The 26002-nt window shown below is 65.5% G+C and carries 20 protein-coding genes; 15 read left to right on the top strand and 5 right to left on the bottom strand.

The window, feature by feature from the left end; translation table 11 throughout:
* Window positions 1-67: 67 nt before the first annotated feature.
* The 6 genes from JQ572_RS31740 to glyS all read left to right on the top strand — a co-directional run bounded on the left by JQ572_RS31740 (window position 68) and on the right by glyS (window position 5866).
* Window positions 68-295 (top strand): putative signal transducing protein, encoded by a 228-nt coding sequence (locus JQ572_RS31740; protein ID WP_211386774.1) that lies wholly within the window; start codon window positions 68-70, stop codon window positions 293-295.
* Window positions 288-1058, top strand: a complete 771-nt coding sequence (locus JQ572_RS31735; RefSeq protein WP_211386832.1) for a tRNA1(Val) (adenine(37)-N6)-methyltransferase — start codon at window positions 288-290, stop codon at window positions 1056-1058. Before JQ572_RS31740 ends, JQ572_RS31735 begins: the two co-directional genes overlap by 8 nt.
* A 211-nt stretch (window positions 1059-1269) precedes the next feature.
* Entirely contained in the window at window positions 1270-2178 is a 909-nt protein-coding gene (locus tag JQ572_RS31730; RefSeq protein WP_211386773.1) for a S49 family peptidase, read from the top strand.
* A gap of 118 nt (window positions 2179-2296) precedes the next feature.
* A complete protein-coding gene (locus tag JQ572_RS31725; protein ID WP_211386831.1) occupies window positions 2297-2488 on the top strand; it encodes a hypothetical protein in 192 nt (63 codons plus the stop codon).
* A gap of 232 nt (window positions 2489-2720) precedes the next feature.
* Window positions 2721-3656, top strand: coding sequence for a glycine--tRNA ligase subunit alpha (locus tag JQ572_RS31720; protein ID WP_211386772.1), 936 nt, complete (start codon window positions 2721-2723; stop codon window positions 3654-3656).
* Complete coding sequence (gene glyS / locus JQ572_RS31715; RefSeq protein ID WP_211386771.1) at window positions 3656-5866, top strand: glycine--tRNA ligase subunit beta; 2211 nt, start codon at window positions 3656-3658, stop codon at window positions 5864-5866. The genes JQ572_RS31720 and glyS overlap by 1 nt, the downstream gene beginning before the upstream one ends.
* A gap of 238 nt (window positions 5867-6104) precedes the next feature.
* On the opposite strand, the gene JQ572_RS31710 is transcribed toward glyS, so the two are convergent.
* On the bottom strand, window positions 6105-6458 hold the full coding sequence (locus JQ572_RS31710; RefSeq protein WP_211386770.1) for a DUF1236 domain-containing protein: 354 nt from the start codon (window positions 6456-6458) through the stop codon (window positions 6105-6107).
* Between the two features lie 224 nt (window positions 6459-6682).
* Here JQ572_RS31710 and JQ572_RS31705 point away from each other — a divergent pair, with 224 nt between their 5' ends.
* The 3 genes from JQ572_RS31705 to JQ572_RS31695 all read left to right on the top strand — a co-directional run bounded on the left by JQ572_RS31705 (window position 6683) and on the right by JQ572_RS31695 (window position 11721).
* A complete protein-coding gene (locus JQ572_RS31705) occupies window positions 6683-6838 on the top strand; it encodes a DUF3096 domain-containing protein (RefSeq protein WP_007594951.1) in 156 nt (51 codons plus the stop codon).
* Between the two features lie 95 nt (window positions 6839-6933).
* Complete coding sequence (gene ppdK, locus JQ572_RS31700; protein ID WP_211386769.1) at window positions 6934-9903, top strand: pyruvate, phosphate dikinase; 2970 nt, start codon at window positions 6934-6936, stop codon at window positions 9901-9903.
* 363 nt (window positions 9904-10266) lie between these two features.
* Window positions 10267-11721, top strand: coding sequence for a cell wall hydrolase (locus tag JQ572_RS31695; RefSeq protein WP_211386768.1), 1455 nt, complete (start codon window positions 10267-10269; stop codon window positions 11719-11721).
* 4 nt (window positions 11722-11725) lie between these two features.
* Here JQ572_RS31695 and nadC read toward each other — a convergent pair whose 3' ends face one another.
* Genes nadC through nadA form a run of 3 tightly spaced genes read right to left on the bottom strand, consistent with a single transcriptional unit; the run spans window position 11726 to window position 15338 of the window.
* On the bottom strand, window positions 11726-12604 hold the full coding sequence (gene nadC, locus JQ572_RS31690) for a carboxylating nicotinate-nucleotide diphosphorylase (protein ID WP_211386767.1): 879 nt from the start codon (window positions 12602-12604) through the stop codon (window positions 11726-11728).
* A 10-nt stretch (window positions 12605-12614) separates the two neighbouring features.
* Complete coding sequence (locus JQ572_RS31685; protein ID WP_211386766.1) at window positions 12615-14222, bottom strand: L-aspartate oxidase; 1608 nt, start codon at window positions 14220-14222, stop codon at window positions 12615-12617.
* A 9-nt stretch (window positions 14223-14231) separates the two neighbouring features.
* A complete protein-coding gene (gene nadA / locus JQ572_RS31680; protein ID WP_211386765.1) occupies window positions 14232-15338 on the bottom strand; it encodes a quinolinate synthase NadA in 1107 nt (368 codons plus the stop codon).
* 338 nt (window positions 15339-15676) lie between these two features.
* Between nadA and JQ572_RS31675 the strand changes: the two genes are divergently transcribed.
* The 6 genes from JQ572_RS31675 to JQ572_RS31650 all read left to right on the top strand — a co-directional run bounded on the left by JQ572_RS31675 (window position 15677) and on the right by JQ572_RS31650 (window position 23291).
* Entirely contained in the window at window positions 15677-16930 is a 1254-nt protein-coding gene (locus JQ572_RS31675; protein WP_211386764.1) for an MFS transporter, read from the top strand.
* A 40-nt stretch (window positions 16931-16970) separates the two neighbouring features.
* A complete protein-coding gene (gene acuI / locus JQ572_RS31670) occupies window positions 16971-17957 on the top strand; it encodes an acrylyl-CoA reductase (NADPH) (protein ID WP_211386763.1) in 987 nt (328 codons plus the stop codon).
* A gap of 112 nt (window positions 17958-18069) precedes the next feature.
* Entirely contained in the window at window positions 18070-18669 is a 600-nt protein-coding gene (locus tag JQ572_RS31665; RefSeq protein WP_211386762.1) for a hypothetical protein, read from the top strand.
* 164 nt (window positions 18670-18833) lie between these two features.
* Complete coding sequence (locus tag JQ572_RS31660; RefSeq protein WP_211386761.1) at window positions 18834-19085, top strand: DUF6894 family protein; 252 nt, start codon at window positions 18834-18836, stop codon at window positions 19083-19085.
* Between the two features lie 389 nt (window positions 19086-19474).
* Entirely contained in the window at window positions 19475-21208 is a 1734-nt protein-coding gene (locus tag JQ572_RS31655) for a methyl-accepting chemotaxis protein (protein WP_211386760.1), read from the top strand.
* A gap of 394 nt (window positions 21209-21602) precedes the next feature.
* Complete coding sequence (locus JQ572_RS31650) at window positions 21603-23291, top strand: methyl-accepting chemotaxis protein (RefSeq protein ID WP_211386759.1); 1689 nt, start codon at window positions 21603-21605, stop codon at window positions 23289-23291.
* On the opposite strand, the gene JQ572_RS31645 is transcribed toward JQ572_RS31650, so the two are convergent.
* Entirely contained in the window at window positions 23288-25990 is a 2703-nt protein-coding gene (locus tag JQ572_RS31645; RefSeq protein ID WP_211386758.1) for a DUF2339 domain-containing protein, read from the bottom strand. The genes JQ572_RS31650 and JQ572_RS31645 overlap by 4 nt on opposite strands.
* Window positions 25991-26002: the final 12 nt, after the last annotated feature.

Here is a 26002-nt window from a genome sequence, read left to right as displayed (position 1 = left end):
GGGATGCGGCAAGGGCCGTGGAACCATTGACATTGCCGCTTAACCCCGGTCAGGCAGGAGACCCGCATTGCGTGAACTGGTTCGGACCAACGATATGGTGCTGGTGTCGGCGATCGGTGCGCTGCTCGACGGTGCCAACATCCATCATCTGGTGCTGGACCAGAACATGAGCATCATCGAAGGCTCGCTCGGCATCCTGCCGCGGCGGATCCTGGTTCATGAGGACGACGCCCAGGAGGCCAGGCTGCTCCTCACCGAGGCCGGCCTCAGCCACGAGCTCCGCGGCGATGATTGACGCCCTGGCAGACATCACCGAGGACGCCTTTCTCGGCGGGCAGTTGCGGCTGAAGCAGAAGCGGTCCGGCCATCGCGCCGGGCATGACGCCATTCTGCTTGCGGCGGCGACGCAGGCGGGACCCGGCGACCGCGTGGTCGATCTCGGCGCCGGCATCGGCACGGCCGGGCTGGCGCTTGCCCGGCGCGTGGCGGGGATCAGGCTTGGCCTCGTCGAGATCGATCCGGAGCTGGCGGAGCTCGCCCGCGCCAATGCGGCGGCGAATGCGATTGCCGCCGAGACCATCGTGCTCGACGTCACGGCCGACGCGCCGGCGTTTGCGGCGAATGGCCTCGAGCCCGATAGCGTCGACGTAGTCCTGATGAACCCGCCCTTCAACGACCCCGCGCGCCATCGCGGCTCGCCGGATCAGATGCGCCACAGCGCGCATGTGGCGACGGATGAGACGCTGAATGCCTGGGTGCATGCGGCGCGGCGCATCCTCCGATCGAATGGCGCGCTGACATTGATTTGGCGCGCCGATGGGATCGCGGACGTCTTGGCGGCGCTGTCTCGCGGCTTCGGAAGTCTCGCGATTCTGCCGGTTCATGGTGAAGCCGGGCGGCCCGCGATCCGCGTGCTGGTGCGCGCGATCAAGGGCGGGAGGGCCCCAACGCGATTGTTGCCGGGCCTCATGCTCAACGGGGAGTCGCGCGTGCCTAGAAAAGAGGTGATGGATATTCTGGAAGGACGGGCGATTCTACCCCTGGTGGAACCGTGCTGACCTATTGCGGAAGCGATTCCGACTGCTGCTCCTGGGGAGTCGTCAAGCGGATCGCCATGAACAGCGCACCGACCAGCAGCATCAGCAGATAGATTTTCATGGTGTTCTCCGCTGCCTCATTGCAGCTTCCCAACGAGGAATCTGCAAAACACGTTCCGGGCACTTCCAATGACAGTCGCGTGATAAGAAATGGTTAATCAGAGGTAACGGCATGGCCGAACAATTGAACGATCGTGAGAGTTCCGGCCTGGCCGACAAGCTCATGCAATATCTGCCGGCGCGATTCCGGCCGGGCACGGCGGTCGTGCCCGTGGTGCGGCTGTCAGGCGTGATCGGCGCGGTGACGCCGCTGCGTCCGGGCATGTCGCTCGCGGGCGTCGCGCGGGTGCTGGAGCGTGCGTTTTCGTACCGGAATGCTAAGGCAGTGGCGCTGGTGATCAACTCGCCCGGCGGCTCGCCGGTGCAGTCGCGCCAGATCTATTTGCGCATCAAGCAGCTCGCCGCGGAGAAGAAGCTGCCGGTGCTGGTGTTCGTCGAGGACGTCGCGGCGTCCGGCGGCTACATGATCGCCTGCGCCGGCGACGAGATCATTTGCGATCCGTCCTCGATCCTCGGCTCGATCGGGGTGGTCGGCGGCAGCTTTGGTTTCCAGGAAGCGATCAAGCGGCTCGGCATCGAGCGGCGCCTCTACACGGCCGGCTCGCACAAGGCGATGCTCGACCCGTTTCTCCCGGAAAATCCGGACGACGTCGCCAAGCTGAAGGCGATCCAGCGCGAGATCCACCAGATCTTCATTGCGCTGGTGAAGGAGAGCCGCGGCGCACGCCTGAAGGGATCCGACGACACGCTGTTCACGGGCGAATACTGGGCCGGCGAGAGTTCGATCGCGCTGGGGCTTGCCGACAGCATCGGCGATCTCCGCTCAACTCTTCGTGCCCGCTATGGCGAGAAGGTTCTCACCCCTGTGATCGCGCAACCGAGCGGGTTGCTCTCGGGCCTTTTGGGGCGCAAATCGCCCGGCGCGAGCCAGCTTTCGGCCATGGAATCAATGGCCGGTCTTCCGGACGAGCTGATTTCGGCGGTCGAAACGCGGGCGATTTGGGCGAAATTCGGGTTCTAGGCGCGGTCCCTCCCGCGCCATTTGGTCCAAGGGGACTGGATGCCGAGCCAATTGCGGCGCGGCCCGGTCTGCGCAAGAATGGGCGTGGGGGCTGAGCATTGTGAACAAGGAACGACCGATGCCGCCGTTCGTCGCTTTCGCGGGCGTCCTGGGCGGGCTTGCCGTGGTCCGCTGGGCCTACAAGACCGCTGTCCGGATCAACCAGGAACTGGAGGAGATGCGCCTGTCACGCGTCGCCGAGGCCGCCCATATGGGGGACATCCAGACCCTGAAACAGGACCCTGCGACCGGAGCTTACCGGCCGGGTTAGCTGATGCCGCCGCACGCGCGGTGCACTCCCTCTCCCGCTTGCGGGGGAGGGTTGGGGAGGGGTATCTCCGCGGGCGAGACCGCCCCAGAGGACAGAGCCCTCACCCGCCCCTTCGGCGCGACCTCTCCCGCAAGCCGGAGAGGTAAGAAGCAGCCCCTTTGCCTTGATTCCCACCCCCGCCGTCGATACGGTCCCGCGCGATTCAAAACCCCCGCGAGAGCCTGATCTGACGATGGACGCCTCATTGCCCGCCCATATGCGCCCGGAACGTTCGTTCCAGGGCTTCATCCTCGCGCTCCAGAGGTTCTGGGCCGAGCAGGGCTGCGTGATCCTGCAACCCTACGACATGGAGATGGGCGCGGGCACCTTCCATCCGGCGACCACGCTGCGCGCGCTGGGTCCAAAACCCTGGAACGCGGCCTATGTGCAGCCCTCGCGCCGGCCCAAGGACGGCCGCTACGGCGAGAACCCGAACCGGATGCAGCACTACTACCAGTTCCAGGTGATCATGAAGCCGTCGCCGCCGAACCTTCAGGAGCTGTACCTGAAGTCGCTCGCCGCGATCGGCATCGATTCCGCCGTGCACGACATCCGCTTCGTCGAGGACGATTGGGAGAGCCCGACGCTGGGCGCCTGGGGTTTGGGGTGGGAGTGCTGGTGCGACGGCATGGAAGTGAGCCAATTCACCTATTTCCAGCAGGTCGCGGGCTTCGAATGCGCGCCGGTCGCGGGCGAGCTCACCTACGGGCTCGAGCGCCTCGCGATGTATGTGCAGGGCGTCGACCGTGTCTACGACCTCAACTTCAACGGCCGCGACGGCGACGCCAAGGTCACCTATGGCGACGTCTTCCTCCAGGCCGAGCGGGAATATTCGAAGCACAATTTCGAGATCGCCGACACCGCGATGCTGTTCGAGCAGTTCAAGATGGCCGAGACTGCCTGCAGGAAATATCTCGACGCAGGCTGGAAGGACGGCAAGCGCGAGGCGCATTTGATGGCGCTGCCGGCCTATGACCAGTGCATCAAGGCGAGCCACGTCTTCAACCTGCTCGACGCCCGCGGCGTGATCTCCGTGACCGAGCGGCAGAGCTACATCTTGCGTGTTCGCGAACTGGCAAAAGCCTGCGGCGAGGCCTGGATCCATACCGAAGCGGGCGGAGCGGCCTGATGCCCGATTTGTTGCTTGAACTGTTCTCGGAAGAAATTCCCGCGCGCATGCAGGCCAAGGCGGCCGACGATCTGCGCCGCCTGGTCACCGACAAGCTCGTCGCCGAAGGCCTCGTCTACGAAGGCGCGAAAGCCTTCGCGACGCCGCGCCGTCTCGCGCTCACCGTGCATGGCATCCCCGCACGCCAGCCTGACCTGAAGACCGAACGTCGAGGGCCGAAAATGGGCGCGCCCGACGCGGCCGTGCAGGGCTTTCTGAAGGCGACGGGTTTGACGTCGCTGGATGAGGCCAAGATCCAGCGCGACCCGAAAGGCGACTTCTACATCGCGCTGATCGAGAAGCCCGGCCGCGACGCGATCGACGTGCTCGCGGAAATCCTGCCGGTGATCATCCGCACATTCCCCTGGCCGAAATCGATGCGTTGGGGCGCGCGCTCCGGAAAACCGGGGTCGCTGAGCTGGGTGCGTCCGCTGCACGCGATCACGGCGACGTTCGGGCTCGAGACCGAAGAGCCCGATGTCGTCAAATTCTCGGTGGACGGCATCGAGACCGGCCAGACCACCTACGGCCATCGCTTCATGGCACCGGCTGCGATTTCCGTGCGCCGCTTCGAGGACTACGAAGCGAAGCTGAAGGCTGCAAAAGTCATCCTCGATCCGCAGGCGCGCAAGGATATCATTTTCGCCGATGCCAAGGAGCTGACGTTCGCGCAAGGGTTCGAACTGGTCGAGGATCAGGCGCTGCTGGACGAGGTGTCCGGCCTCGTCGAATGGCCCGTCGTCATGATGGGATCGTTCGAGAAGGAATATCTCGCGATCCCGGAAGAGGTGATCCGCGCCACCATCCGCAACAACCAGAAGTGCTTCGTCGTCAGGGATTCCAAGACGGGCAAGCTGACCAACAAGTTCGTCCTCACCGCCAATATCGAGGCGCCGGACGGCGGCAAGACCATCGTCTCCGGCAACGAACGCGTGATCCGTCCCCGTTTGTCGGATGCGAAGTTCTTCTACGAGACGGATCTGAAGACGAAGCTGGAAGAGCGGCTGCCGAAGTTCGATCAGATCGTGTTTCACGAGAAGCTCGGGACGCAGGCCGCGCGCATCACGCGCATCGAGCGTCTCGCCGCCGAGATCGCGCCGCTGGTCGGCGCCGACGTCGCCAAGGCCACGCGCGCCGCGCATCTGGCGAAGGCGGATTTGCTGACCGAAGTCGTCGGCGAATTCCCCGAGGTGCAGGGCCTGATGGGCAAGTACTACGCGCTGGCGCAGGGCGAGGATGCTTCCGTCGCCGCCGCCTGCGAGGAGCACTACAAGCCGCAGGGGCCCGCGGACCGCGTGCCGACCGATCCGGTCAGCATCGCTGTGGCGCTCGCCGACAAGATCGATACGCTCGTTGGATTCTGGGCGATCGACGAGAAGCCGACGGGCAGCAAGGACCCGTATGCACTGCGGCGCGCGGCGCTCGGCGTGATCAGAATCATTGTCGATAACGATCTGCGGCTCCCGCTTTGGAAGCTGCTGAGCGAACATGCAGTTCAGGTGATGTCCGCGATTTACAAGGACGACACCGATTTGATCGTCGAACTTTCGGATTGGATCGGAAGTGCCGGAAATGCGGAAGTTCCGAGCAATTCGTTTTCCAACCAGGCCGCGGAGTCCGTCTACAAGTTGCTGAAGCCTCGGGTTGAGGATCTGCTCGCCTTCTTCGCCGACCGCCTGAAGGTGCAGCTCCGCGAGCAGGGCGCGCGTCACGATCTCGTCGACGCCGTGTTCGCGCTCGGTGGCCAGGACGATCTGTTGATGATCGTCCGCCGCGTCGAGGCGCTCGGCAAATTCCTCGAGACCGATGACGGCAAGAACCTGCTCGCCGGCATCAAGCGCGCCAGCAATATCCTTGGCATCGAGGAGAAGAAGGACAAGCGCACGTTCGACGGCGCGCCCGACGCCGCGCTCTATGGCCTCGGTGAAGAGAAGGCGCTGGCCAAGACGATCGGCGAGGTGAGGGCTGAAGCGAGCGCCGCCGTCGCCAAAGAGGACTTTGCCGCCGCGATGAGCGCGATGGCAAAGCTGCGTCCGCCGGTCGATGCGTTCTTCGACAAGGTTCGCGTCAACGACGACGATCCGAAGGTGCGTGAGAACCGCCTGATGCTGCTCAACGAGATCCGCAGCGCCACGCGCGCGGTGGCGGACTTCTCGAAGATCCAGGATTGAGGCGCGGCCGCACGGCAAATACTTCCGTCATTCCGGGACACGCCGTGAGCCCGGAATCCATACTCACGATCGCGGTTATGGATTCCGGGCTCGCGCTCCGCGCGCCCCGGAATGACGGGCGCAAAAGAGCCCCGCCCGGCGGGGGGAAGACCGGGCGGAGCCTGATGTCCGACTACGCGATGCGCGCCAGCCTGAAGTGACGCGCCGGACATCGAGTTGAGCGTTGGAGTTGAACTGATTAGTCCATCACTTCGACGATGCGCCGCGAGCGCGGCTCGACCAGCACGGTCTCGCCGTTCACGACCGTGTAGCGATAGGTCGTGGCGCCGAAACGTTGCGGCACGTCATAATAGGTGATGCCGGTCTCGGGTAATGTAGAGCCGACCACCACGCGATCCGGGACACGGAAGGCCGGCACACGTTGTTCGACGACATAGTCTCGGAAGGCCGGCCGCTGTTCGACTGCAATGGTCGGGCCGCTCTCGACCACGACGGGCGCGCGTCCCACCGTGATTCCAGTTTGCGCCTGCGCCGCGATCGGCGCACCAAGCGCGACGCCAAGCACTGTGAGGGCGAGAATCCTGTTCCGCATAGGCAACTCCCTTCGAAGTGATTTCGAGCCGGCGCCAGTGGCGCGACTGGTTGCCAATGCTTGCGACTTTGCAATGTTCCGGGAAAAGCCCTGCCGTATCAGCGGCAATTTCGGGCAGATTTCGCGAAGGCGGGAACTCGTGCGGCGCTGGTGCGTCTCTACCCGCGGAACCTGGTCCGCTATGATCCGCCCGCGATTCGCCTCACGTCACGGAAAGACAATTCATGCACATCACCGTCGCCCACATCTCGCCGATCCTGTCGCTGCTTGCGGGCGTGCTCATCCTGATCATGCCGCGCCTGCTCAACCTGATCGTCGCGATCTTTCTCATCATAAATGGTGCGATCGGGCTCGGATTGTTGAAGTGGCTCCATCTCTAGGCCTCATTTTGCGGAACTCTTCGACTTGCGCGCGCCTGCCCAAAGTGGTGTAAGGCGCGCGATTTCCCATTCCTCTCGCAGGTTGTGTGCAAGCTATGGCCAAAGCCGCCTCGAAGCCTAAGAAAATACCAGCGAAATCAAAGCCCTCCGCCAAGGCGAAAGCTGCGCCGGCGGCCCGCAAGGCGCTTGCCAAGAGCGCCCCGAAGCTGGTCGCCAAGGCCGCTGCGAAGCCCGTGGCCAAGCCGGCTGCGAAGCGCGCCGCGAAGGCTGCGACCAAGCCGGTTGCCGCCAAGGTCGCTGTGAAGCCGGCCCCGGCCAAGGCTGCAACTGCCAAGGTTGCACCTGCCAAGGCTGCATCTGCCAAGCCAGCGCCGAGCGCTCCCAAGGCCGGCAAATGGGTGTTCACATTCGGCGACGGCAAGGCCGAAGGCCGTACCGAGATGCGCGACCTGCTCGGCGGCAAGGGCGCCAACCTCGCCGAGATGGCCAATCTCGGCCTTCCCGTGCCTCCCGGCTTTACCATCCCGACCTCGGTCTGCACGTATTTCTACGCGCACGACAAATCCTATCCGAAGGAGTTGCAGTCGCAGGTTGAGAAGGCGCTGGATCATGTCGGCAAGTTGACCGGCAAGATCTTCGGCGACACCAAAAACCCGCTGCTCGTCTCCGTGCGCTCCGGCGCGCGCGCCTCGATGCCGGGCATGATGGACACCGTGCTCAATCTCGGCCTCAATGACGAGACCGTGGAAGCGCTGTCGGAACTGTCGGGTGATCGTCGTTTCGCCTATGACAGCTATCGCCGCTTCATCACCATGTATTCGGACGTGGTGCTCGGCTTCGAGCATCATCACTTCGAGGAAATCCTCGACACCTTCAAGGACAGTCAGGGCTATACGCTCGACACCGATCTGTCGGCCGAGGACTGGGTCGATCTGGTCGGCAAGTACAAGGACGCGGTCGCCCGCGAGACCGGCAAGGACTTCCCGCAGGATCCGCACGACCAGCTCTGGGGCGCGATCGGCGCGGTGTTTTCTTCCTGGATGAACGCGCGCGCGGTGACCTACCGCAAGCTGCACGATATTCCGGAATCCTGGGGCACCGCCGTCAACGTGCAGGCTATGGTGTTCGGCAACATGGGCGAGACCTCGGCGACCGGCGTTGCCTTCACCCGCAACCCCTCGACCGGCGAGAGCAAGCTCTACGGCGAATTCCTGATCAACGCGCAAGGCGAGGACGTGGTGGCGGGTATCCGCACGCCGCAGGACATCACTGAGGAAGCGCGCAAGGAATCGGGCTCCGACAAGGCGTCGATGGAAGCGGCGATGCCGGAGGCCTTCAACGAGCTGACGCGGATCTACACGCTGCTCGAGAAGCACTATCGCGACATGCAGGACATGGAGTTCACGGTCGAGCAGGGCAAGCTGTGGATGCTCCAGACCCGCGGCGGCAAGCGCACCGCGAAAGCCGCATTGCGCATCGCGGTCGAGCTCGCCAATGAAGGCCTGATCACCAAGAAGGAAGCGGTGACGCGGATCGACCCCGCTTCGCTCGACCAGCTCCTGCATCCGGCTATCGATCCCGGCGCCAAGCGCGACGTGATCGCGACCGGCCTGCCGGCTTCGCCCGGTGCAGCCTCCGGCGAGATCGTGTTCTCCTCGGATGAAGCGGCCAAGCTTCAGGCCGACGGACGTAAAGTGATTCTCGTCCGCATCGAAACCAGCCCGGAAGACATCCACGGCATGCACGCCGCCGAAGGCATTCTCACCACCCGTGGCGGCATGACCTCGCACGCGGCGGTCGTTGCACGCGGCATGGGCAAGCCCTGCGTCTCCGGCTGCGGCACCATCCGCGTCGACTACGGCCGCGGCACCATGAGCATCGGCTCGCGCACCTTCAAGACCGGCGACGTCATCACAATCGACGGTTCGCTCGGCCAGGTACTCGCCGGCCGCATGCCGATGATCGAGCCGGAGCTCTCCGGCGAATTCGGCACGCTCATGACCTGGGCTGACCAGGTCCGCAAGATCGGAGTTCGCGTCAATGGCGATACGCCGGAGGATGCGCGCACCGCGATCAAGTTCGGCGCGGAAGGCATCGGCCTCTGCCGCACCGAACACATGTTCTTCGAGGAGACGCGCATCCGCACGGTGCGCGAGATGATCCTCTCCGAGGACGAGCAGTCGCGCCGCGCCGCGCTGGCAAAGCTGCTGCCGATGCAGCGCGCGGATTTCGTCGAGCTGTTCGAGATCATGAAGGGCCTGCCCGTCACGATCCGTTTGCTTGATCCGCCGCTGCACGAGTTCCTGCCGCACACCCATGCCGAGGTCGAGGAAGTGGCGCGCGCCATGAACACCGACCCGCGGCGCCTGGCCGACCGCGCCCGCGAGCTGTCGGAGTTCAATCCGATGCTCGGCTTCCGCGGCTGCCGGATCGCGATCGCCTATCCCGAGATTGCCGAGATGCAGGCCCGCGCGATCTTCGAGGCGGCGGTCGAGGCCGAGAAGCGCACCGGCAAGGCCGTCGGCCTCGAGGTGATGGTGCCGCTGATTGCGACCAAGATGGAGCTCGATCTCGTCAAGGCGCGCATCGACGCCACCGCGAAGGCGGTGATGCGCGACACCAACACCAAGATCGCCTATCAGGTCGGCACCATGATCGAGTTGCCGCGCGCCTGTCTGCTTGCTGCCGAGATCGCGGAGAGCGCCGAGTTCTTCTCGTTCGGTACCAACGATCTCACGCAGACCACCTACGGCATCAGCCGCGACGACGCGGCAAGCTTCCTCGGGACCTACGTGTCCAAGGGCATCCTCCCGATCGATCCCTTCGTTGCGCTCGACCAGGAAGGCGTCGGTGAGCTGGTCAAGATCGGCGTCGCGCGCGGCCGAAAGACCCGCCCGAAACTCAAGGTCGGCATCTGCGGCGAGCACGGCGGCGATCCCGCCTCCGTCGCCTTCTGCCACGATATCGGCCTCGACTACGTCTCGTGCTCGCCATACCGCGTGCCGATCGCACGCCTCGCTGCCGCGCAGGCCGCGCTCGGCAAGGCGATCGCGAGCCAGGCGTAAGGCGAAGCGCAGGATCGAGTCGAGAGAGGCGGGGCTTTGGCTCCGCCTCTTTTCATTTTGCGCAACGCTGTCTCCACTTCGCGTCGTTGCAGCACCGGGAACTCGCGCGCGTCCCGTAATGATACGTGCGCGCAAGAGTTCCTTCACCATTCGCGTTGACCAGTTGTTTACCCCGTCGCGTCAGTCCGCATTTACCACGCACGCAATCGCCGCGTGAAAACACCTGCGATTGCTTGAGTGTGCTCCGTGCGCAACGTCGATTAACGCCCCGGCAACCTAAATTAGATACTCACGATAAAGATCGAATTGCACGGATGTACTGCGGCTCGATTTTTCTGGCGTAAGCGTAGCGTGAGCGTGTCGATGTTTTTGTTGCGTAACCATCCGAAGGGCGCGCGGTTCGCGTCCTTCGGCATCGGTCTCTGCATCTTCGCATTGATGCCGAGAGAGACCGGCTATCAGGATATTGCCTCGCTGCTGGCGCGCCAGCCCGGCGTCGCAGAGCGCTGGCAGAAGCAGGTGTTTTCGGCGGCGTCCTCCATCCAGCTCGCCACCTACAGTTTTTCCCGCCCCATCGGCACGTCGGTTCCGCAGAGCGCGATGGTCCGCCTCGCCAGCCTCGACGGCCGCGATGTCACCGGCGCGATCAGCCGCAACCCCGCGCTTCAGGCACCCCCGCGCTACCAGGCCGCCGACTTCCCCAAGGTCGATCGCTCGATGAAGGGTGATCGCCTTGCAATCGTTGCGCCGACGGCGTCTCCCGAAACGGCCGCGCCCACCTCAGCACCGGCGCAGGAAAATCCCGCGACGTCGAATAGCTCGGTGTTCGGCGCCAAGACTGCCGCGTTGCCGCAGGCGATGTCGCCGGAGTCCGCGGCCGCGCTCGACCCCGAGCTCGCGGAGGCGCTGCGCGCACCGCCGCTACCGCAATATGCCAATCCGCCACGAGCCAGCGATGCGGCGCGCGCGTTCGCGGTCCAGCCGCTCGATGCGCTGAAGCAAGCGACCCTTCCGGCCGCACCGCCACGCGATCCTTTCCGGGTGAAGACCTCGAACCTGTTCTTCGGCAGCGCCTCGCTCGGCGGCAATCTCGAAAGCATGGAGACATGGCAGCCGGGCGCCGAGCCGTTGATCGTGATGCCCGACCCCGACATGAAGGTGACGGCGTCACTGTCGCCGCCGACGGAGGACATCGCCAGGGACATCGAGAGCGGCGAGAGCGTCGCGCCGAAGGGCGAGGTCAACGCCGATAACCAACGCGCCAGATCGCCGGCGGAGCGGCTCGCGCTCGACGACAAGTCGCGCGCGAAGTCTGAAAAATGCCTCGCGGAAGCCGTCTATTTCGAGTCCCGCGGCGAGGCCGTGCGCGGCCAGATAGCGGTTGCGCAGGTCGTGATGAACCGCGTGTTCTCCGGCAAATATCCGGATAGCGTGTGCGGCGCGGTCTATCAGAACAAGCATCGCCATCTTGCCTGCCAGTTCACTTTCGCCTGCGACAACAACGCCGACGTGATCCGCGAGCCCGAGATGTGGGAGCGCGCGAAGAAGATTTCGAAGGCTATGCTCGACGGTCAGATCTGGTTGCCCGAGGTCGGCAAGTCCACGCATTACCATGCCTATTGGGTGCGCCCGTCCTGGGTCGCCGAGATGAAGAAGATGTACAAGACCGGCGTCCACACCTTCTATCGGCCGCGCGCCTGGGGCGACGGCAGCGAGGAACCGAGCTGGGGAACGCCGGCGCAGACCGCCGCGCTCTCCGCCGAGCTCGCCCAGGAAGCCAAGAGCTCCGCCGAGATGGGCGTGACCGAGCGGCGGTAGCCGCTCATGCCTCGATATCCAGCGCGCAGTCGAAATTCGGCGCCGAGTGCGTCAGTGCGCCGGATGATGCGTAGTCGACGCCTGTCGCGGCGATTGCCGCGATCGACTCCAGCGTGACGCCGCCGGACGCTTCCAGCTTGAGGCGTCCTTCGTTGAGCCGCACCGCCTCACGCAACGTCGCAAAATCCATGTTGTCGAGCAGCGCGGCGTCCGCAAGGCCGGTGTCGTGCACTTCGCGCAGTTGCGCCAGCGTATCCACCTCGATCTCGATCTTGACGAGGTGTCCGGCATGGGCGCGGGCGCGCTCCAGCACGGGGCGGATGCCGCCGGCGACCGCGATGTGGTTGTCCTTGATCAGGATCGCATCGTCGAGCCCGAAGCGGTGGTTGAAGCCGCCGCCGCAGCGCACCGCGTATTTCTCCAGCGCGCGCAGCCCCGGCGTGGTTTTGCGCGTGCAGCAGATCCGCATCTTCGTGCCTTCGGTGCGCGCGACGTAGTCCGCCGTGAGCGTCGCGACGCCCGACAGCCGGCCGACGAAATTCAGCGCGGTCCGCTCCGCCGTGAGAATGGCGCGTGCGGGACCCGAGATCGTCAATATTTGCTGTCCGCGTGCAGCCCGCGCGGCGTCGCGTACATGCGCGCGCACCTCGATGTCGGGCGAGAGCTTTTGCAGCGTCGCCAGTGCCAGCGGCAATCCGGCGATCACGCCGGACTGGCGCGCGACCAGGATCGCTTGCGCGTTCGTTGCTTCGGGGATCGTCGCCAGCGAGGTGATGTCGCCGGCGCGTCCAAGATCCTCGTCGAGCGCGCGGTGCACGGCCTCGTTGATCGCGAGCGGAGACAGGAAGGCATCGGGATAAAGCAGTGAGGTCGGAGTGATCATGGGGCTTCCTTCAGGCGATCATGGGTTGGGCAACGCGTGGCAGCGGGCGCTCTCTCAGGCTTTCCGCGACCACGCGCACTGCGGCGAGCGTCGTCATTGTTCGCTGGGCCAGCGCGGGAACATCGGCGGGATGGTCGGAGCGGAAATGCGCGCCGCGGCTTTCGCGCCGGTTCCAGGCCGCAGTGGCGACGAGCAAGGCCGCCGACGCCATGTTGCGGACCGCGATGTTCGTTGCGTCTCGTTCGAGAGCCGCAAAGCTGCGAACCGCTTCTCTAAGCCCGTCGCCGTCGCGAATGACGCCGACATGGGCGCTCATCGTCGCCCGCAGCCGCTTCACGGCCGCAGCATCCGGCGCGCTGCCACGCGGCGTCACCAGCGCATCGGGAAGCCGGGCAGGCGGAGGGATCGCGCGACCGGCGATGTCGTCCGCGATGCGCGCGGCATAGACCACGGCCTCCAGCAGCGAATTCGACGCGAGGCGGTTGGCGCCATGCGCGCCGGTGGACGACACCTCGCCGCCGGCCCAGAGCCCGTCGATCGAGCTGCGGCCGCGATCGTCGACCGCAATGCCGCCCATGTGGTAATGCGCGGCCGGCGCGATCGGGATGGCCTGCGTCTCGGGATCGATGCCGACGGCGATGCAACTCGCATGCACCGTTGGAAACCTTTCGGCAAAGCGCGTGCCCAAAGCCTCCCGCGCATCGAGAAAGGCACCGCGTCCGGCTGCGATCTCGGCGAACACGCCGCGGGCCACGATGTCGCGCGGTGCGAGCTCTGCAAGCGGGTGGTGCGCCGCCATGAAGCGTTCGCCGCGACCGTTGATCAGCGTTGCGCCTTCGCCGCGCAGCGCTTCAGTCGCGAGCGGTGCGGGATCGCGCCCGACCATGATGGCGGTGGGATGGAACTGCACGAATTCAGGGTCGGCGATGACAGCGCCGGCGCGTGCGGCGATCGCAAGCCCCGATCCGCTGGCCTCGAGTGGGTTGGTGGTGACGGCATAGAGATGGCCGATGCCCCCGGTGGCCAGCACCACCGTGCGTGCTGCGAGCAGGATCGGCTGTGCGGCGACCTTGCCGGCTTCGCGCAACTGAAGGCCGGCGACGACGCCGTCCTCGGTCAACAGCGCTTCGGCGACCAAGCCTTCGATCAATCGAATTGATGGCGTGCGCCGCACGGCATCGCTCAAGGCCGCAATGATCGCGGCACCGGCGCCATCGCCGCGCACATGCACGATGCGCCGCGCCGAATGTGCGGCTTCGCGCCCGACTGCGAGCTTGCCTTCGAGATCGCGGTCGAACGGCACGCTATAGGCGAGCAGGTCGTGGATCCGTGGGCCGGCCTCGCGCGCGATCCCGAGTGCGACCGCTTCATCGACGAGGCCGCCGCCAACGGCAATCGTGTCCGCGGCGTGCGCTTCCGGCGTGTCGCCTTCGGCCACCGCGGCGGCGATACCTCCTTGTGCCCATGCGGACGACGCGCCTTGTCCGAGCGGCGCGGCGGAGATCAGCGTAACCGGCCGCGGCGCGAGCTTGAGTGCACAGAACAATCCAGCAAGTCCGCCACCGACGATGACGACGTCGTCGGTGCTGCTGGTGAGATTGTGGATGTTGTTTGTCATGGCTCGCTCTCAATTCTTCAGATTGATCATGCGCTCGACCGAACGCCGTGCACGCACTGCAAGCTCGGGATCGATCGTCACTTCGTCGCCAAGCGTCAGCAGGCTCTCCAGGATGTTGGCGAGCGTGATCTGCTTCATGTGCGGGCAGAGATTGCAGGGGCGCAGCATCTCCACGTCAGGCAGCTCGGCCCGCACATTGTCGGCCATCGAGCATTCCGTGATCATCACGAGCCGCCGCGGCCGCTTTTCGCGCACCCAGTTGATCATGTGGGCGGTCGAGCCGGTGAAGTCGGCCTCCGCCAGCACATCCGGCGGGCATTCCGGATGGGCGATGATCTGCACGGTGGGATCGGCCTCGCGATAGGCGCGCAGCTCGGCGCCCGTAAACCGCTCGTGCACCTCGCAGGCGCCCTTCCAGGCGATGATCTTCACGTCGGTTTTCGAGGCCACATAAGTCGCAAGGTACCGATCGGGCAGGAAGATCACGCTTGGCACGCCCAGGCTCTCGACCACCTGCACCGCGTTCGACGAGGTGCAGCAGATGTCGACCTCGGCCTTCACATCCGCCGAGGTATTGACATAGGCGACCACAGGCACGCCGGGAAATCTTTCGCGGAGCAGGCGAACGTCGGCACCCGTGATGCTGGCGGCAAGCGAGCAGCCGGCGCGAGAGTCGGGGATCAGCACCGTCTTGTCCGGATTGAGAAGCTTTGACGTCTCCGCCATGAAGTGAACGCCGCACTGGACGATGATGCCGGCTTTCACCCTGGTGGCTTCGACCGCGAGCTGGAGCGAGTCGCCGCCGATGTCGGCGACGCAGTGGAAGATCTCCGGCGCCTGGTAATTGTGCGCGAGGATTACCGCGCCCCGCGTGCGCTTCAGCTCGTTGATCGCCTTGATGGTCGGCGCCATCAGCGGCCACTCGATCGGCGGGATCACGTGTTTCACGCGGTCATAGAGCGCCGCGGTGGCGCGCTCGACCTCCGGTGTCCATTCCAGCGAGGGCCCAGGCAGTATGGGTCCCGTTCGCGCGGGTGCAGCGCGCGGTGAGCTGACGACCCGGCCCTGCGGCCGGCTGGCGAAATCGTCGGGACCGTAAATTCCAGTGATCGGCATCGAAGCCTCCCGTGCATACCAAATATGCTCAATAAGAGCATATTTGAAGCCTGAGAAATCCGGCCGAGAGGGCCGGGGAATCGTCGAGGTCAATATGCTCAATATGAGTAAATCGAAGATATCACGCAGTGCCGCGGGCCGCTAGATGCCGCCGCACACATTTCCGTCAAGTCGACCCGCGCCTGGCGCGTCAGATGAGGCGGCCAGAAATGCAATGCTCCCGCCTCAGCCCTTCTCGAAATGCAATTGTTTTCGACTTGGGATTTTCATGCAGATGCATTAAACGAGCGGGCTCCCGGCGGCCTTTTGCGAATCCGCCGACGAACATGAGGAACAGCATGTCGACACAAATGGGCGAGCTCGGTTCGGTCTCCCGTTCCTCCAACTGGCGCACGCCGGCTGTCATCATCCTCTGCGGCTGTGCGATCGGCATGCTCGGCTTCGGCCCGCGCTCGGCGCTGGGCTTCTTCGTGCAGCCGATGAGCCGTGAATATGCCTGGGGCCGCGACGTGTTCGGCCTCGCGATCGCCTTTCAGAATTTGCTGTGGGGACTGGGCCAGCCTCTCGCCGGCGCGGTCGCCGACCGCTTCGGCCTGTTCCGCGTGATGTGCGTCGGCGCTCTGCTCTATGCCGGCGGCCTGCTGCTGATGCGCTATTCCTCGACGCCGCTGTCGCTGAACATCGGCGCCGGCGTCATGGTCGGCTTTGGTCTCGCCGGCTGTTCGTTCAACCTGGTGCTGTCGGCGTTCAGCAAACTGTTGCCGCCCGAGAAGCGGGGCCTTGCGCTCGGTGCAGGCACCGCGGCGGGATCGTTCGGCCAGTTCCTGTTCGCGCCGATCGGCGTCGCACTGATCGACAATTTCGGCTGGCAGCAGGCGCTCACCGTGTTCGGCTTCCTGATGCTGCTGATCATCCCGCTGTCGCTGGCGCTCTCGACGCCGCCAGTTGACAGCTCCGCGAGCAAGGCGCCCGCGGACGACCAAACCTTCAAGAAGGCGCTCGCCGAAGCCTTCGGCCATCGCTCCTATGTGCTGCTGGTGCTCGGATTCTTCACCTGCGGCTTCCAGCTCGCCTTCATCACCGTGCATCTGCCGGCCTTCCTGGTCGATCGCGGCATCTCGACGCAAACCGGCGGCTGGGTCATCGCGGCGATCGGCCTGTTCAACATCATGGGATCGCTCAGCGTCGGCTATCTCCAGAACTCGTTGCCCAAGCGCTACATCCTCTCGGCGATCTATTTCACCCGCGCGCTCGCCACGCTCGCCTTCATCTCGTTCCCGATCACGCCGTTCTCGGCGATCGCATTCGGCGCAATTTCCGGTCTGACCTGGCTGTCGACGGTGCCGCCGACTTCGGCGCTTGTGGCACTGATGTTCGGCACGCGCTGGCTTGCAACCCTCTACGGCTTTGCCTTCGTCAGCCATCAGGTCGGCGGCTTCCTCGGCGTCTGGCTCGGCGGCATCGTGTTCGAGCGGTTCGGTTCCTACACGCCGATCTGGTGGCTCTCGATCCTGTTCGGCGTGCTTTCCGCGCTGATCAATCTTCCGATTGTGGAAAAACCGGTCCAGCGAGCGGTTGCGCAGCCGGCCTGATCGGCTAAACATCCCGGCAAACAAGCCAGGGAGGTTTGCTGTGGCCACGTTCAAGGCGATCCGGATCGACAAGGCGGACAAGGGCACCACCGCGCAGCTCACGCAGTTCGACGAAGCCGAACTGATGGAGGGCGACGTCACCGTCCGCGTGGAATGGTCGACGCTGAACTACAAGGACGGTCTCGCGCTCACCGGCAAGGCGCCGGTGGTGCGCCGCTTCCCGATGATCGCCGGCATCGATTTCGCCGGCACGGTCGAGCAGTCCTCCCATCCGCAATGGAAGGCGGGCGACAAGGTCGTCTGCACCGGCTGGGGCATGGGCGAGACCCATCTCGGCGCCTATGCCGAGAAGGCGCGGGTGAAGGGCGACTGGCTGGTCGCATTGCCGCAGGGCCTGTCGGCGCGCGATGCCATGGCGATCGGTACCGCCGGCTTCACCGCGATGCTCTCGGTGCTCGCGCTGGAGAAGCACGGGTTGTCGCCGAAAAGCGGCCCCGTCGTGGTGACGGGCGCGGCCGGTGGCGTCGGCTCGGTCGCCACCGCCGTGCTGTCGAAGCTCGGCTACCACGTCATCGCCTCGACCGGCCGCGCCACGGAAGCGGACTATCTGAAAGGGATTGGTGCAGCCGAAGTGATCGACCGCAACGAATTGTCGGGGACGGCCAAGCCGCTTGCCAGGGAACGCTGGGCGGGGGGCGTGGACAGCGTCGGCTCCAACACGCTCGCGAATCTCCTGTCGATGACGAAGTATGGCGGCGCGATCGCGGCCTGCGGCCTGGCTGCCGGCATGGACCTGCCGTCGTCTGTCGCACCTTTCATTTTGCGCGGGGTGTGCCTTCTCGGCATCGATTCCGTGATGTGCCCGATCGAGCCGCGAAAGGCCGCCTGGCAGCGGCTGGCTTCCGATTTGGATCGGACGAAACTATCTGAAATCACTCATGAAATTGCGCTCTCCGAAGTTTCGGCGTGGGGCGCGAAAATCCTGGCGGGTCAGGTCCGGGGTCGCATCGTGGTAAAAATTGTCTAACGGCGTTCAGACTTTGCCAACCAAGCTGCTTCAATGTCGCCATGGTTAGTATGGTAAGCAGCGGGTAAAGAGATAAGGCATAGCCCGCTGCGGGGTTGGTTCGGAGTTGAGCATGCTTGCGCGTATTGTGTTGGGGGCTGTCACGGCGGCAGCGACGTTGGCGCCGGCCATTGCAGGAAGCATGAACGCCGACGAGGCGCGGCGCTTCGTGGCCGGCAAGGTGTTCGCCTTCACGTGTTTCGATGGCACGCGCGGCGCGGGCCGCATCCTGGACGATCTCGGCGCCGCCGGCGCGGTGCAGTTCTCCGGCGCAGGCCCGGTGAAACATCTCCGCCTGCCCGGCAACACGCTCCAGATCCGCGGCCAGAACGTTTGCGCCTCGATCAAGGGCATTCCGTTCGAGCCCTGTTTCAACCTTGAAAAGACCGACGATCGCAGCTTCCGCGGCTCGGTGTCGGGGATGGGCTTTGCCTATTGCGACTTCCACCACCAGGGCGGCAACCAGATGCTGATGGCGCGCGCTGCGGCGCGTCCGCGCTCGCTGCGCACCTCGGAACACACCGGTTCGGTCGGCGCGTCCAACACCGAGGTCGCCGCGCGAGTGGAGACCCCGCGGGTCGAGAGCAGCCGGCTCGAGCCGGTGAAGCCGGAAGCCAAATCGGAGCCCGCCGGCAACGAGGGTCCGCTGGAGCTGCGCCGCTCGACCCAGTGAGTTGGCTGCGCGGGACGGTCCGCGCACTTTGTCGTTGAGAGCTGCCGTCGAAACACGAAGCCGCCGCGCCGTAGTCATACGGACGGCGGCTTTCATGCGTTGGTAGCGACTCGCGCCCCAGTTTGCGTACGGCCGGGGGGCGCGGCCCGATAAAGGGTTCAACGATGTCGCTGTACTTCTTCCGTATCAGCACTGGCCGCTATTCCGGCGCTGCCGACCAGCCATATGAGTTCGAGGATCGCGCCGCGGCCTGGACCGAGATGACCGAAGTCTGCGCCAATTTGCTCGGCGGCATCGCGCGCAGCCTGAAGCCGAACGCCGAGTGGCGCATGGAGCTGCTCGACGAGAACAAGAAGCCGGTCTTCTGTATCAGTCTCGTCGGCGAAAGCCATCCGCTTCCCAACCGCATCGATTGATCTCCGCGCCGCCAGGCGCGTTCGCGCGGCATCGATGTTCGCGCTGCTACGACTCGATTTGTTGAGGAGCTCGGAATTGTTCGGAGGGATGTTCTTCCGAAATGTGAACTCCGCCGGGTTGGTCCTCCGAACGGAAGCAATACATTTTCTCAGTCGCATTCGCCTCCCGGCGCCTGCCCCCCCACAGCCCTATCACTGCGTGTGATTAACTTGTTAAGCGCGCATTCCGTGCTGGATTTCAAGGGGTTTCCGCGCTCATGCAGTATTTCCACGGGGGCCGTTGTTAACCAGATTGGAATGGCAATCGCTCATTTTTTGAGCAAGGGCGATCAACGCCGAGGGCGGCCGACAATGATTTGGCTGCGCATTTCCCCAAGGAAAGCATGCCCATGTTGAGCCTCGTTCAGAATTTGCGGATCGGGACCAAGCTGGCGATTGCGTCGGCCCTCGGTATCCTTCTGGTCCTTTCCATGATCGCAAGTCAGCTTGCCGGCAACGGCAGCGTGCGCGGCTCGAACCAGGCCGCATTCGCGCAGCTCGAGCTGGCGCGGGACGCGATCGAAGCCAAACTCTTGTTGCGCGGCATGCAGCTCGCCGTCCGCGATATCCGGCTCGCCAGCAATTCGGGTGAATTGCAGAAGGCGAGCGAGACTCTGGTGGAGCGGTCGAAAGCGCTGAACGGCGCCGTCGACGCCATGCTCAAGCTGACGCATTCCGCGGAAAATCGTGCGCGCATCGAAAAGGTCAAGGGCCTGTCCGCGGACTACTCGAAAGGCGCACTCCAGAACGCCTCGGTTCGCAGCGAGGCCATCGCCCTGGCGGGCACCGACCCTGTCCGCTCTGCCAAGATGGCCGAGGAAGGCGTGCGCCTGGCCCGTGAGGTGACGCTGCCGATCGCTGCGCAGCTCGACACGCTGACGGACCAGATCGCCGATTTCGCCAGACACAGAAGCGGCGAGGAGATCAGCGCAGCGACGCAGGAAACGGCTGCGAGCGAACGTCTCGGCATGGTGGTCGGTGCGTGCGCCGTGCTCGTTCTTGTCGGTTCGTGGCTCATGTCCTTCCTGACCATCGCGCGGCCGATCCGCGCGCTCACGGTCGCGATGGACAAGCTCGCCGGTGGTGATTTCTCCGTGGTGCTGCCGGGCCTCGGCCGCAAGGACGAGGTCGGCGGAGTCGCGGCGGCCGTCGAGAAGTTCAAGATCGTGTCGGAGCAGAAGGCACGCGAGGAGGCCGAGGCCAAGATGCGGCAGGATCAGGCCGCGGCCGAGCAGCGCAAAGCCGAGATGCGCAGGCTTGCCGACGGCTTCGAAGGAGCCGTTGGCGAGATCGTCGATACCGTCTCCTCCGCTGCGACAGAGCTCGAAGCTTCGGCGTCGACCTTGACCTCGACGGCCGAGCGCGCACAGGAATTGACGACGATGGTGGCTGCGGCCTCCGAAGAAGCGTCCACCAACGTGCAGTCGGTGGCGTCGGCGACGGAGGAGCTATCGTCTTCCATAACGGAGATCAGCCGGCAGGTGCAGGAATCCGCGCGTGTGGCAAGCGAGGCGGTCAGCCAGGCCCGCACCACGACCGACCGCGTCGGAGAATTGTCCAAGGCGGCGGCGCGGATCGGCGACGTGGTCGAGCTGATCAACACCATCGCCGGCCAGACCAACCTGCTGGCGCTCAACGCCACGATCGAGGCGGCGCGCGCCGGCGAGGCCGGCCGCGGCTTTGCCGTGGTCGCCTCCGAGGTGAAGGCGCTTGCCGAGCAGACCGCGAAGGCAACCGGCGAGATCGGCCAGCAGATTTCCGGCATCCAGGCGGCGACGCAGGACTCCGTCAGCGCCATCAGCGCCATCAGCGACACCATCGAAAAGCTGTCCGAGATATCGTCCACCATAGCCGCGGCGGTCGAGGAGCAGGGCGCGGCGACGCAGGAAATCTCCCGCAACGTACAGCAGGCGGCGGAAGGCACCCATCAGGTGTCGTCCAACATCACCGACGTGCAGCGTGGCGCAGGCGAGACCGGCTCCGCGTCCTCGCAGGTGCTGGCGGCGGCACGGTCACTGTCCGGCGACAGCAATCGCCTCAAGCTCGAAGTCGGCAAATTCCTCGACACCGTGCGCGCCGCCTGACGGCGGCCGTCCTCGCCGATCATCGGCCGACTTCCCCATCGCTTGCGCAGGATGGCAACTGGCTGACGAGCGAGGTCGCGCGCTTCCTGGCGGCGGTGCAGACGGCGTGAGGGCCGTCCGCCTCGGTCGGATGCTGCCACGCAGGCGCGGCGCGCTCGCGCCGCAGCACGAATTCGCGCAGCTGCAACAGACGGTTGCAGAGAAAATAACGACGGCCGGGAGCGTCCCGTAGTTTTACGTAGGTTCCTGTTAACGCCTGTTTGCAACTATGAGAGCAATCTTACCGGATAAGAACCAGCCAGCATTGTTGGAATGACCACGCCCTGTCGTCCGTCGTGACGATTGCGGGCGCAGGTAAGTCGTGCGTTGCCAGCTATCATCGGGATTTGTCGTGATGTCGAAATTGTCGATCGTCTTCAAGCTTCTGGCCGTGTTATCGGTCCTCGTTCTGTCGCTCGCCGGCGTCGGCGTGACCGCGATCGGTACCATGCAGAGCATCAACGCGCACACGGTCGAGATCGCGGAGAGTTGGCTGCCCAGCGTGCGCGCGCTCGGCTCGCTGCGCGCCGACATCAACGAGCTGCGCGTCGCGCTCCGCCTGCATCTGATGCAGGACACCGCAGAGGGCAAGGACGCTGCCGAGAAGCGCCTCGCCTCGTTGCGGGAGCGCATCGAGAAGACCCGCAAGGTCTACGAACCACTGATCACCGTTGCCGAAGAGCGTTCGCTCTATGGGCAATGGACCACGGCGTGGGGTGAGTATCTGAACGGCGTGCAGGAGGTGATGGCGCTGTCGCGCAAGAGCGTCGGCCGCTTCCCGACGGAAGCCAACGAGCTGTTGCAGACCAGGGTCGCGAAGATGGCGCAGGCCGCCGATCCGCTGCTCCAGAAAGGCATCGAGATAAATAATCGCGGCGCGGAACTGGAGACCAAGCAGGCGGCTGACAGCTACGCGATGATCTTTCGCGTGCTGGTCGGCATCATCGTGCTTTCGGTCGTGATCGCGATCGGCGCTGCTTATTATCTCGTGCGCGACGTTTCCCGTGGTATCGCCTCGATCATCCGGCCGATGCAGTCGCTCGGCGAGGGCGATCTCTCGGCCGAGGTGCCGCATCGCGGCGAGAAAACCGAGATCGGCTCGATGGCGGATGCGCTCCAGATCTTCAAGGAAGCGCTGATCGCCAAGAAAGCCGCGGACGAGGCCGCCGCAGCCGACGCCGAGGCCAAGATCGAGCGCGGCCGCCGCGTCGACGCCATCACCCGCAAGTTCGAAGCCATGATCGGCGAGGTCGTCGGGACCGTGTCGTCGGCCTCGACCGAGCTCGAGGCTTCCGCGTCGACGCTGACCAGCACGGCGCAGCGCGGGCGCGAGCTCGCGACCGTCGTTGCCGCAGCGTCCGAAGAGGCCTCCACCAACGTGCAGGCCGTGGCATCCGCTTCGGAAGAGCTGTCGTCCTCCATCACCGAGATCAGCCGCCGCGTGCAGGATTCGGCACGGATGGCGGCGGAAGCCGTCGAACAGGCGACGCGGACCAACGCGCGCGTCAACGAGCTGTCGCAGGCGGCCGCCCGCATCGGCGACGTCGTCGAGCTCATCAACACCATCGCGGGCCAGACCAATTTGCTGGCGCTGAACGCGACCATCGAGGCCGCGCGTGCCGGCGAAGCCGGCCGCGGCTTCGCGGTCGTCGCCTCCGAGGTCAAGGCGCTGGCCGAGCAGACCGCGAAGGCGACCGGCGAGATCGGGGCGCAGGTCGCGGGCATTCAGGCCGCGACGCAGGAATCGGTCAGTGCCATCCAGGAGATCGGCGGCACCATCGAGCGGCTGTCCGAGGTGTCCGCGGCCATCGCCGCCGCCGTCGAGGAGCAGGGCGCGGCGACGCAGGAAATCTCGCGCAACGTGCAGCAGGCCTCGGTCGGCACCCAGGAGGTCTCGTCCAACATCACCGACGTGCAGCGCGGCGCGATCGAGACCGGCGAGGCCTCGACGGAAGTGCTGTCGGCGGCGAAATCGCTCGCGACCGACAGCACGCGCCTGAAGGTCGAGGTCGCGCAGTTCCTGGATTCGGTCCGCGCGGCCTAGCTGCTCGTCTGCTGAGCCGGCGGCGGTGCGACCTGCCGCCGGAACAGGATGCGCTGGTAGAGCCAGCCGATCGCGACCAGCACGATGCCGAGGCACATGAACGACAGCGCGCGGTAGACGCCTGTCAACGTCGACATGTCGATCACGAAAGCCTTCAGGATCGTCAGAGCGATGACGACGGCCGACGCCAGCCGCGCCCGCTCCGAATTGACGAGAATGCCGACGCCGAGCAGCACCACGCCGAAGCCGAGCCAGCCGATCGAATAGGTGTATTGCTCGGCGCCCGTGGTGCCGCCGCTAGTGAGGATCGGGCCGTGATAGAAGCGGCGGATCTCCAGCGTGACATAGGCAAGCGCGAACACGAGCGCGCCGCCCGCGATGGTGTTGGCGTAGGCCTTGCCGCGCTCGCCGACCACCGCATAGGACAACAGCAGCAGCAACACCGCCGGCAGTGCGTAGCCGAGCAGCAGCAGGTTGAACACCGCGCCGCCGACGTCGACCCGCCACAGCATCGGGTTCTCCAGGATGAAGAGTCCGAACACGCCGACGAGTCCGCCAATTGCCGTCAGCACGACGGCGCCGACATTGTGCACGATGCTGCGGCTGCGTAGCCGAAGCCGCTCCAGTCCGATCGCCATGGCGAACGCGACGCAGGCCTGCAACGCGCATTCCAGCAGCGACGGTGCCGATGTCATGCCGCCGCCGGTCGCGAAGTGGCGAATCTCCATAAAGGCGAGCAGCGCGGTGAACAGGATCGCGGCGGCCTCGACCACGCGCAGCGGCGCGTCGTCGCCGCGCCGGCGCAGGAACAGGCTCGCCGCCCAGAACGATGCCGCCGGCAGGCCGTAGCCCCAGAGCAGCCAGTTGAAGATCGGCGTGGTACCGACGGCGTCGCCAACGATACGCGGATCGTAGCCGATGCGCGCGGTGACGATCGCGGCGAAGATGGCGGCGAGCCGGCGCAGAACCGGGATCGGCCGCTGCAACGAGATCCAGGCGGTGCCGAGCGACATCAGTGCGAGCGCAATGGTGAGCCAGCCCTTCTCCAGCGCAAACGTCAGCGCCAGCGCCAGCGCACCGAGCGTGCCGGTCGCGAACAGTGCGGTCGAGGTGGCGACGCCCGGCCGGGTCTCGCGACGCATCAGGGCTTCGGTCGCAGCACCAAAGGCCGCGGCCAGCAGCACCGCAAGGATCGCGAACGGGATCGAGCGATCGAGATGGGCAATGCGCGCGTAGAGCGCGACCAGGATCGCGATCGGCGTTGCAACCCCCGCCGCCGACCACACGACCGGAATGATCGCCGAATTCGAACGGCCCTGCGCGAAAAAGCCCGCGAGGCCGAATCCGGCGGCAAAGACCGCGGCCATCACCAGATGCAGTGTCACCGAGCTGTCAGTCGCAACCGGTCCGACGCCGACCATGGGCCCGCCCGGCAGCACCAGCATGTCTGGGTTGGCGAGCACCGCCCATTCGGCGAACACGATGAAGACGGTCGCTGCAGCCGCGCCCAGCGCGCCCGTCGCCGCCGGGGCCCGCCAGGCGACGAACAGCGTGGCTCCCACGAGCAGCGTGAAGGCGATCAGCGCCAGATCGGCATGCGCGCTCGACAGCACGATCAGCATCGCGCCGAACAGATAGGCGCCGAGTGAGCTCGACGACACCGGTTCGATCTCCCCGTCCTCGATGCTGGGGCCGAACATGAACCCGCAGACCACGAGCAGCGCGGACAGCACGAAGCCGGCGATGACATGGAACGCGTGCGGCGCAACCTGCAAATCGCTAGTGTCGAGACCAGGGAAGATCCAGAGCACCGCGAAGGCGATGGTTGTCACCGCAAGCCAGCGCCACAGCCGGATGCGGGCGAGGCCGAAGCTCGCGGCGGTGACGATGGCGAGATAGATGTAGAGCGCCCAATAATCCGGCTTGCTGCTGGAGACGAGGATCGGCGTCACGAACGCGCCGACCACGCCGAGGCCCGCGAGCGCGGGTCCGTGCAACAGCGCCGCGGCCAGCGTGCCCAGCGCGACGAGGCCGAGCAGCACGAAGGCGGTCGCAGGCACGAGGAAGCCGTAGAGCGCATAGGCCGCGTAGATGGTGGCAAACGCCACCGCCGTTCCGGCCGCGGTGAGGATCGCGGGGATGTTGGCGATCGGCAGCGCGGCGATGTTGGAGATGCTTTCCTTGCGCCGCGACCATTCGCCGGCACCAAGGAGCGCAAGCGCGAACACGCCGCCGAGGAACACGCGCACGCCGGGGCCGACGAGGCCGGCCTCGATCGAATAGCGCACCATGAAGAAGCCGCCGAGCGCCAACGCAAGGCCGCCGATCCACACCACCCAGCGGGTGCCGAGCCGTTCCTCAAAGCCGGGCGCGGGCGCGGGCAATGGCGGCGGCGCATCCGCGCCGGGTTCGAGCGGGGGCGGCGAAACCTCTTCGGTCACGGGCGGAGGCGGCGCGGCCTCGGCTGCGGCTTCGGGCGCAAGCGGCGGCGGTTCTGCGGAGGCTGTCGCGGGCGCTTCAGCCTGCACCGCTGCGGGCATCAGCGGCGGCGGCTGCACGGGCCGCTGCGCGTAAAACATCTCTTCGAGCGAGTTCAGCCGGCGGCGCAACTCGGCCGCCTGGCTGGACGCCTTGATCGCGATCAGAAAGGCGATGATCGCAATGATCAGCGCAAAGACGTCAAACGGGCCGTCGAGCATGAAGCCTCCAGG

Source organism: Bradyrhizobium sp. SZCCT0153, assembly GCF_018129995.1.
GTDB lineage: Bacteria > Pseudomonadota > Alphaproteobacteria > Rhizobiales > Xanthobacteraceae > Bradyrhizobium > Bradyrhizobium japonicum_G.
Note: the sequence above shows the minus strand (reverse complement) of the source record. Positions and strands in the feature narration are given on the sequence as shown.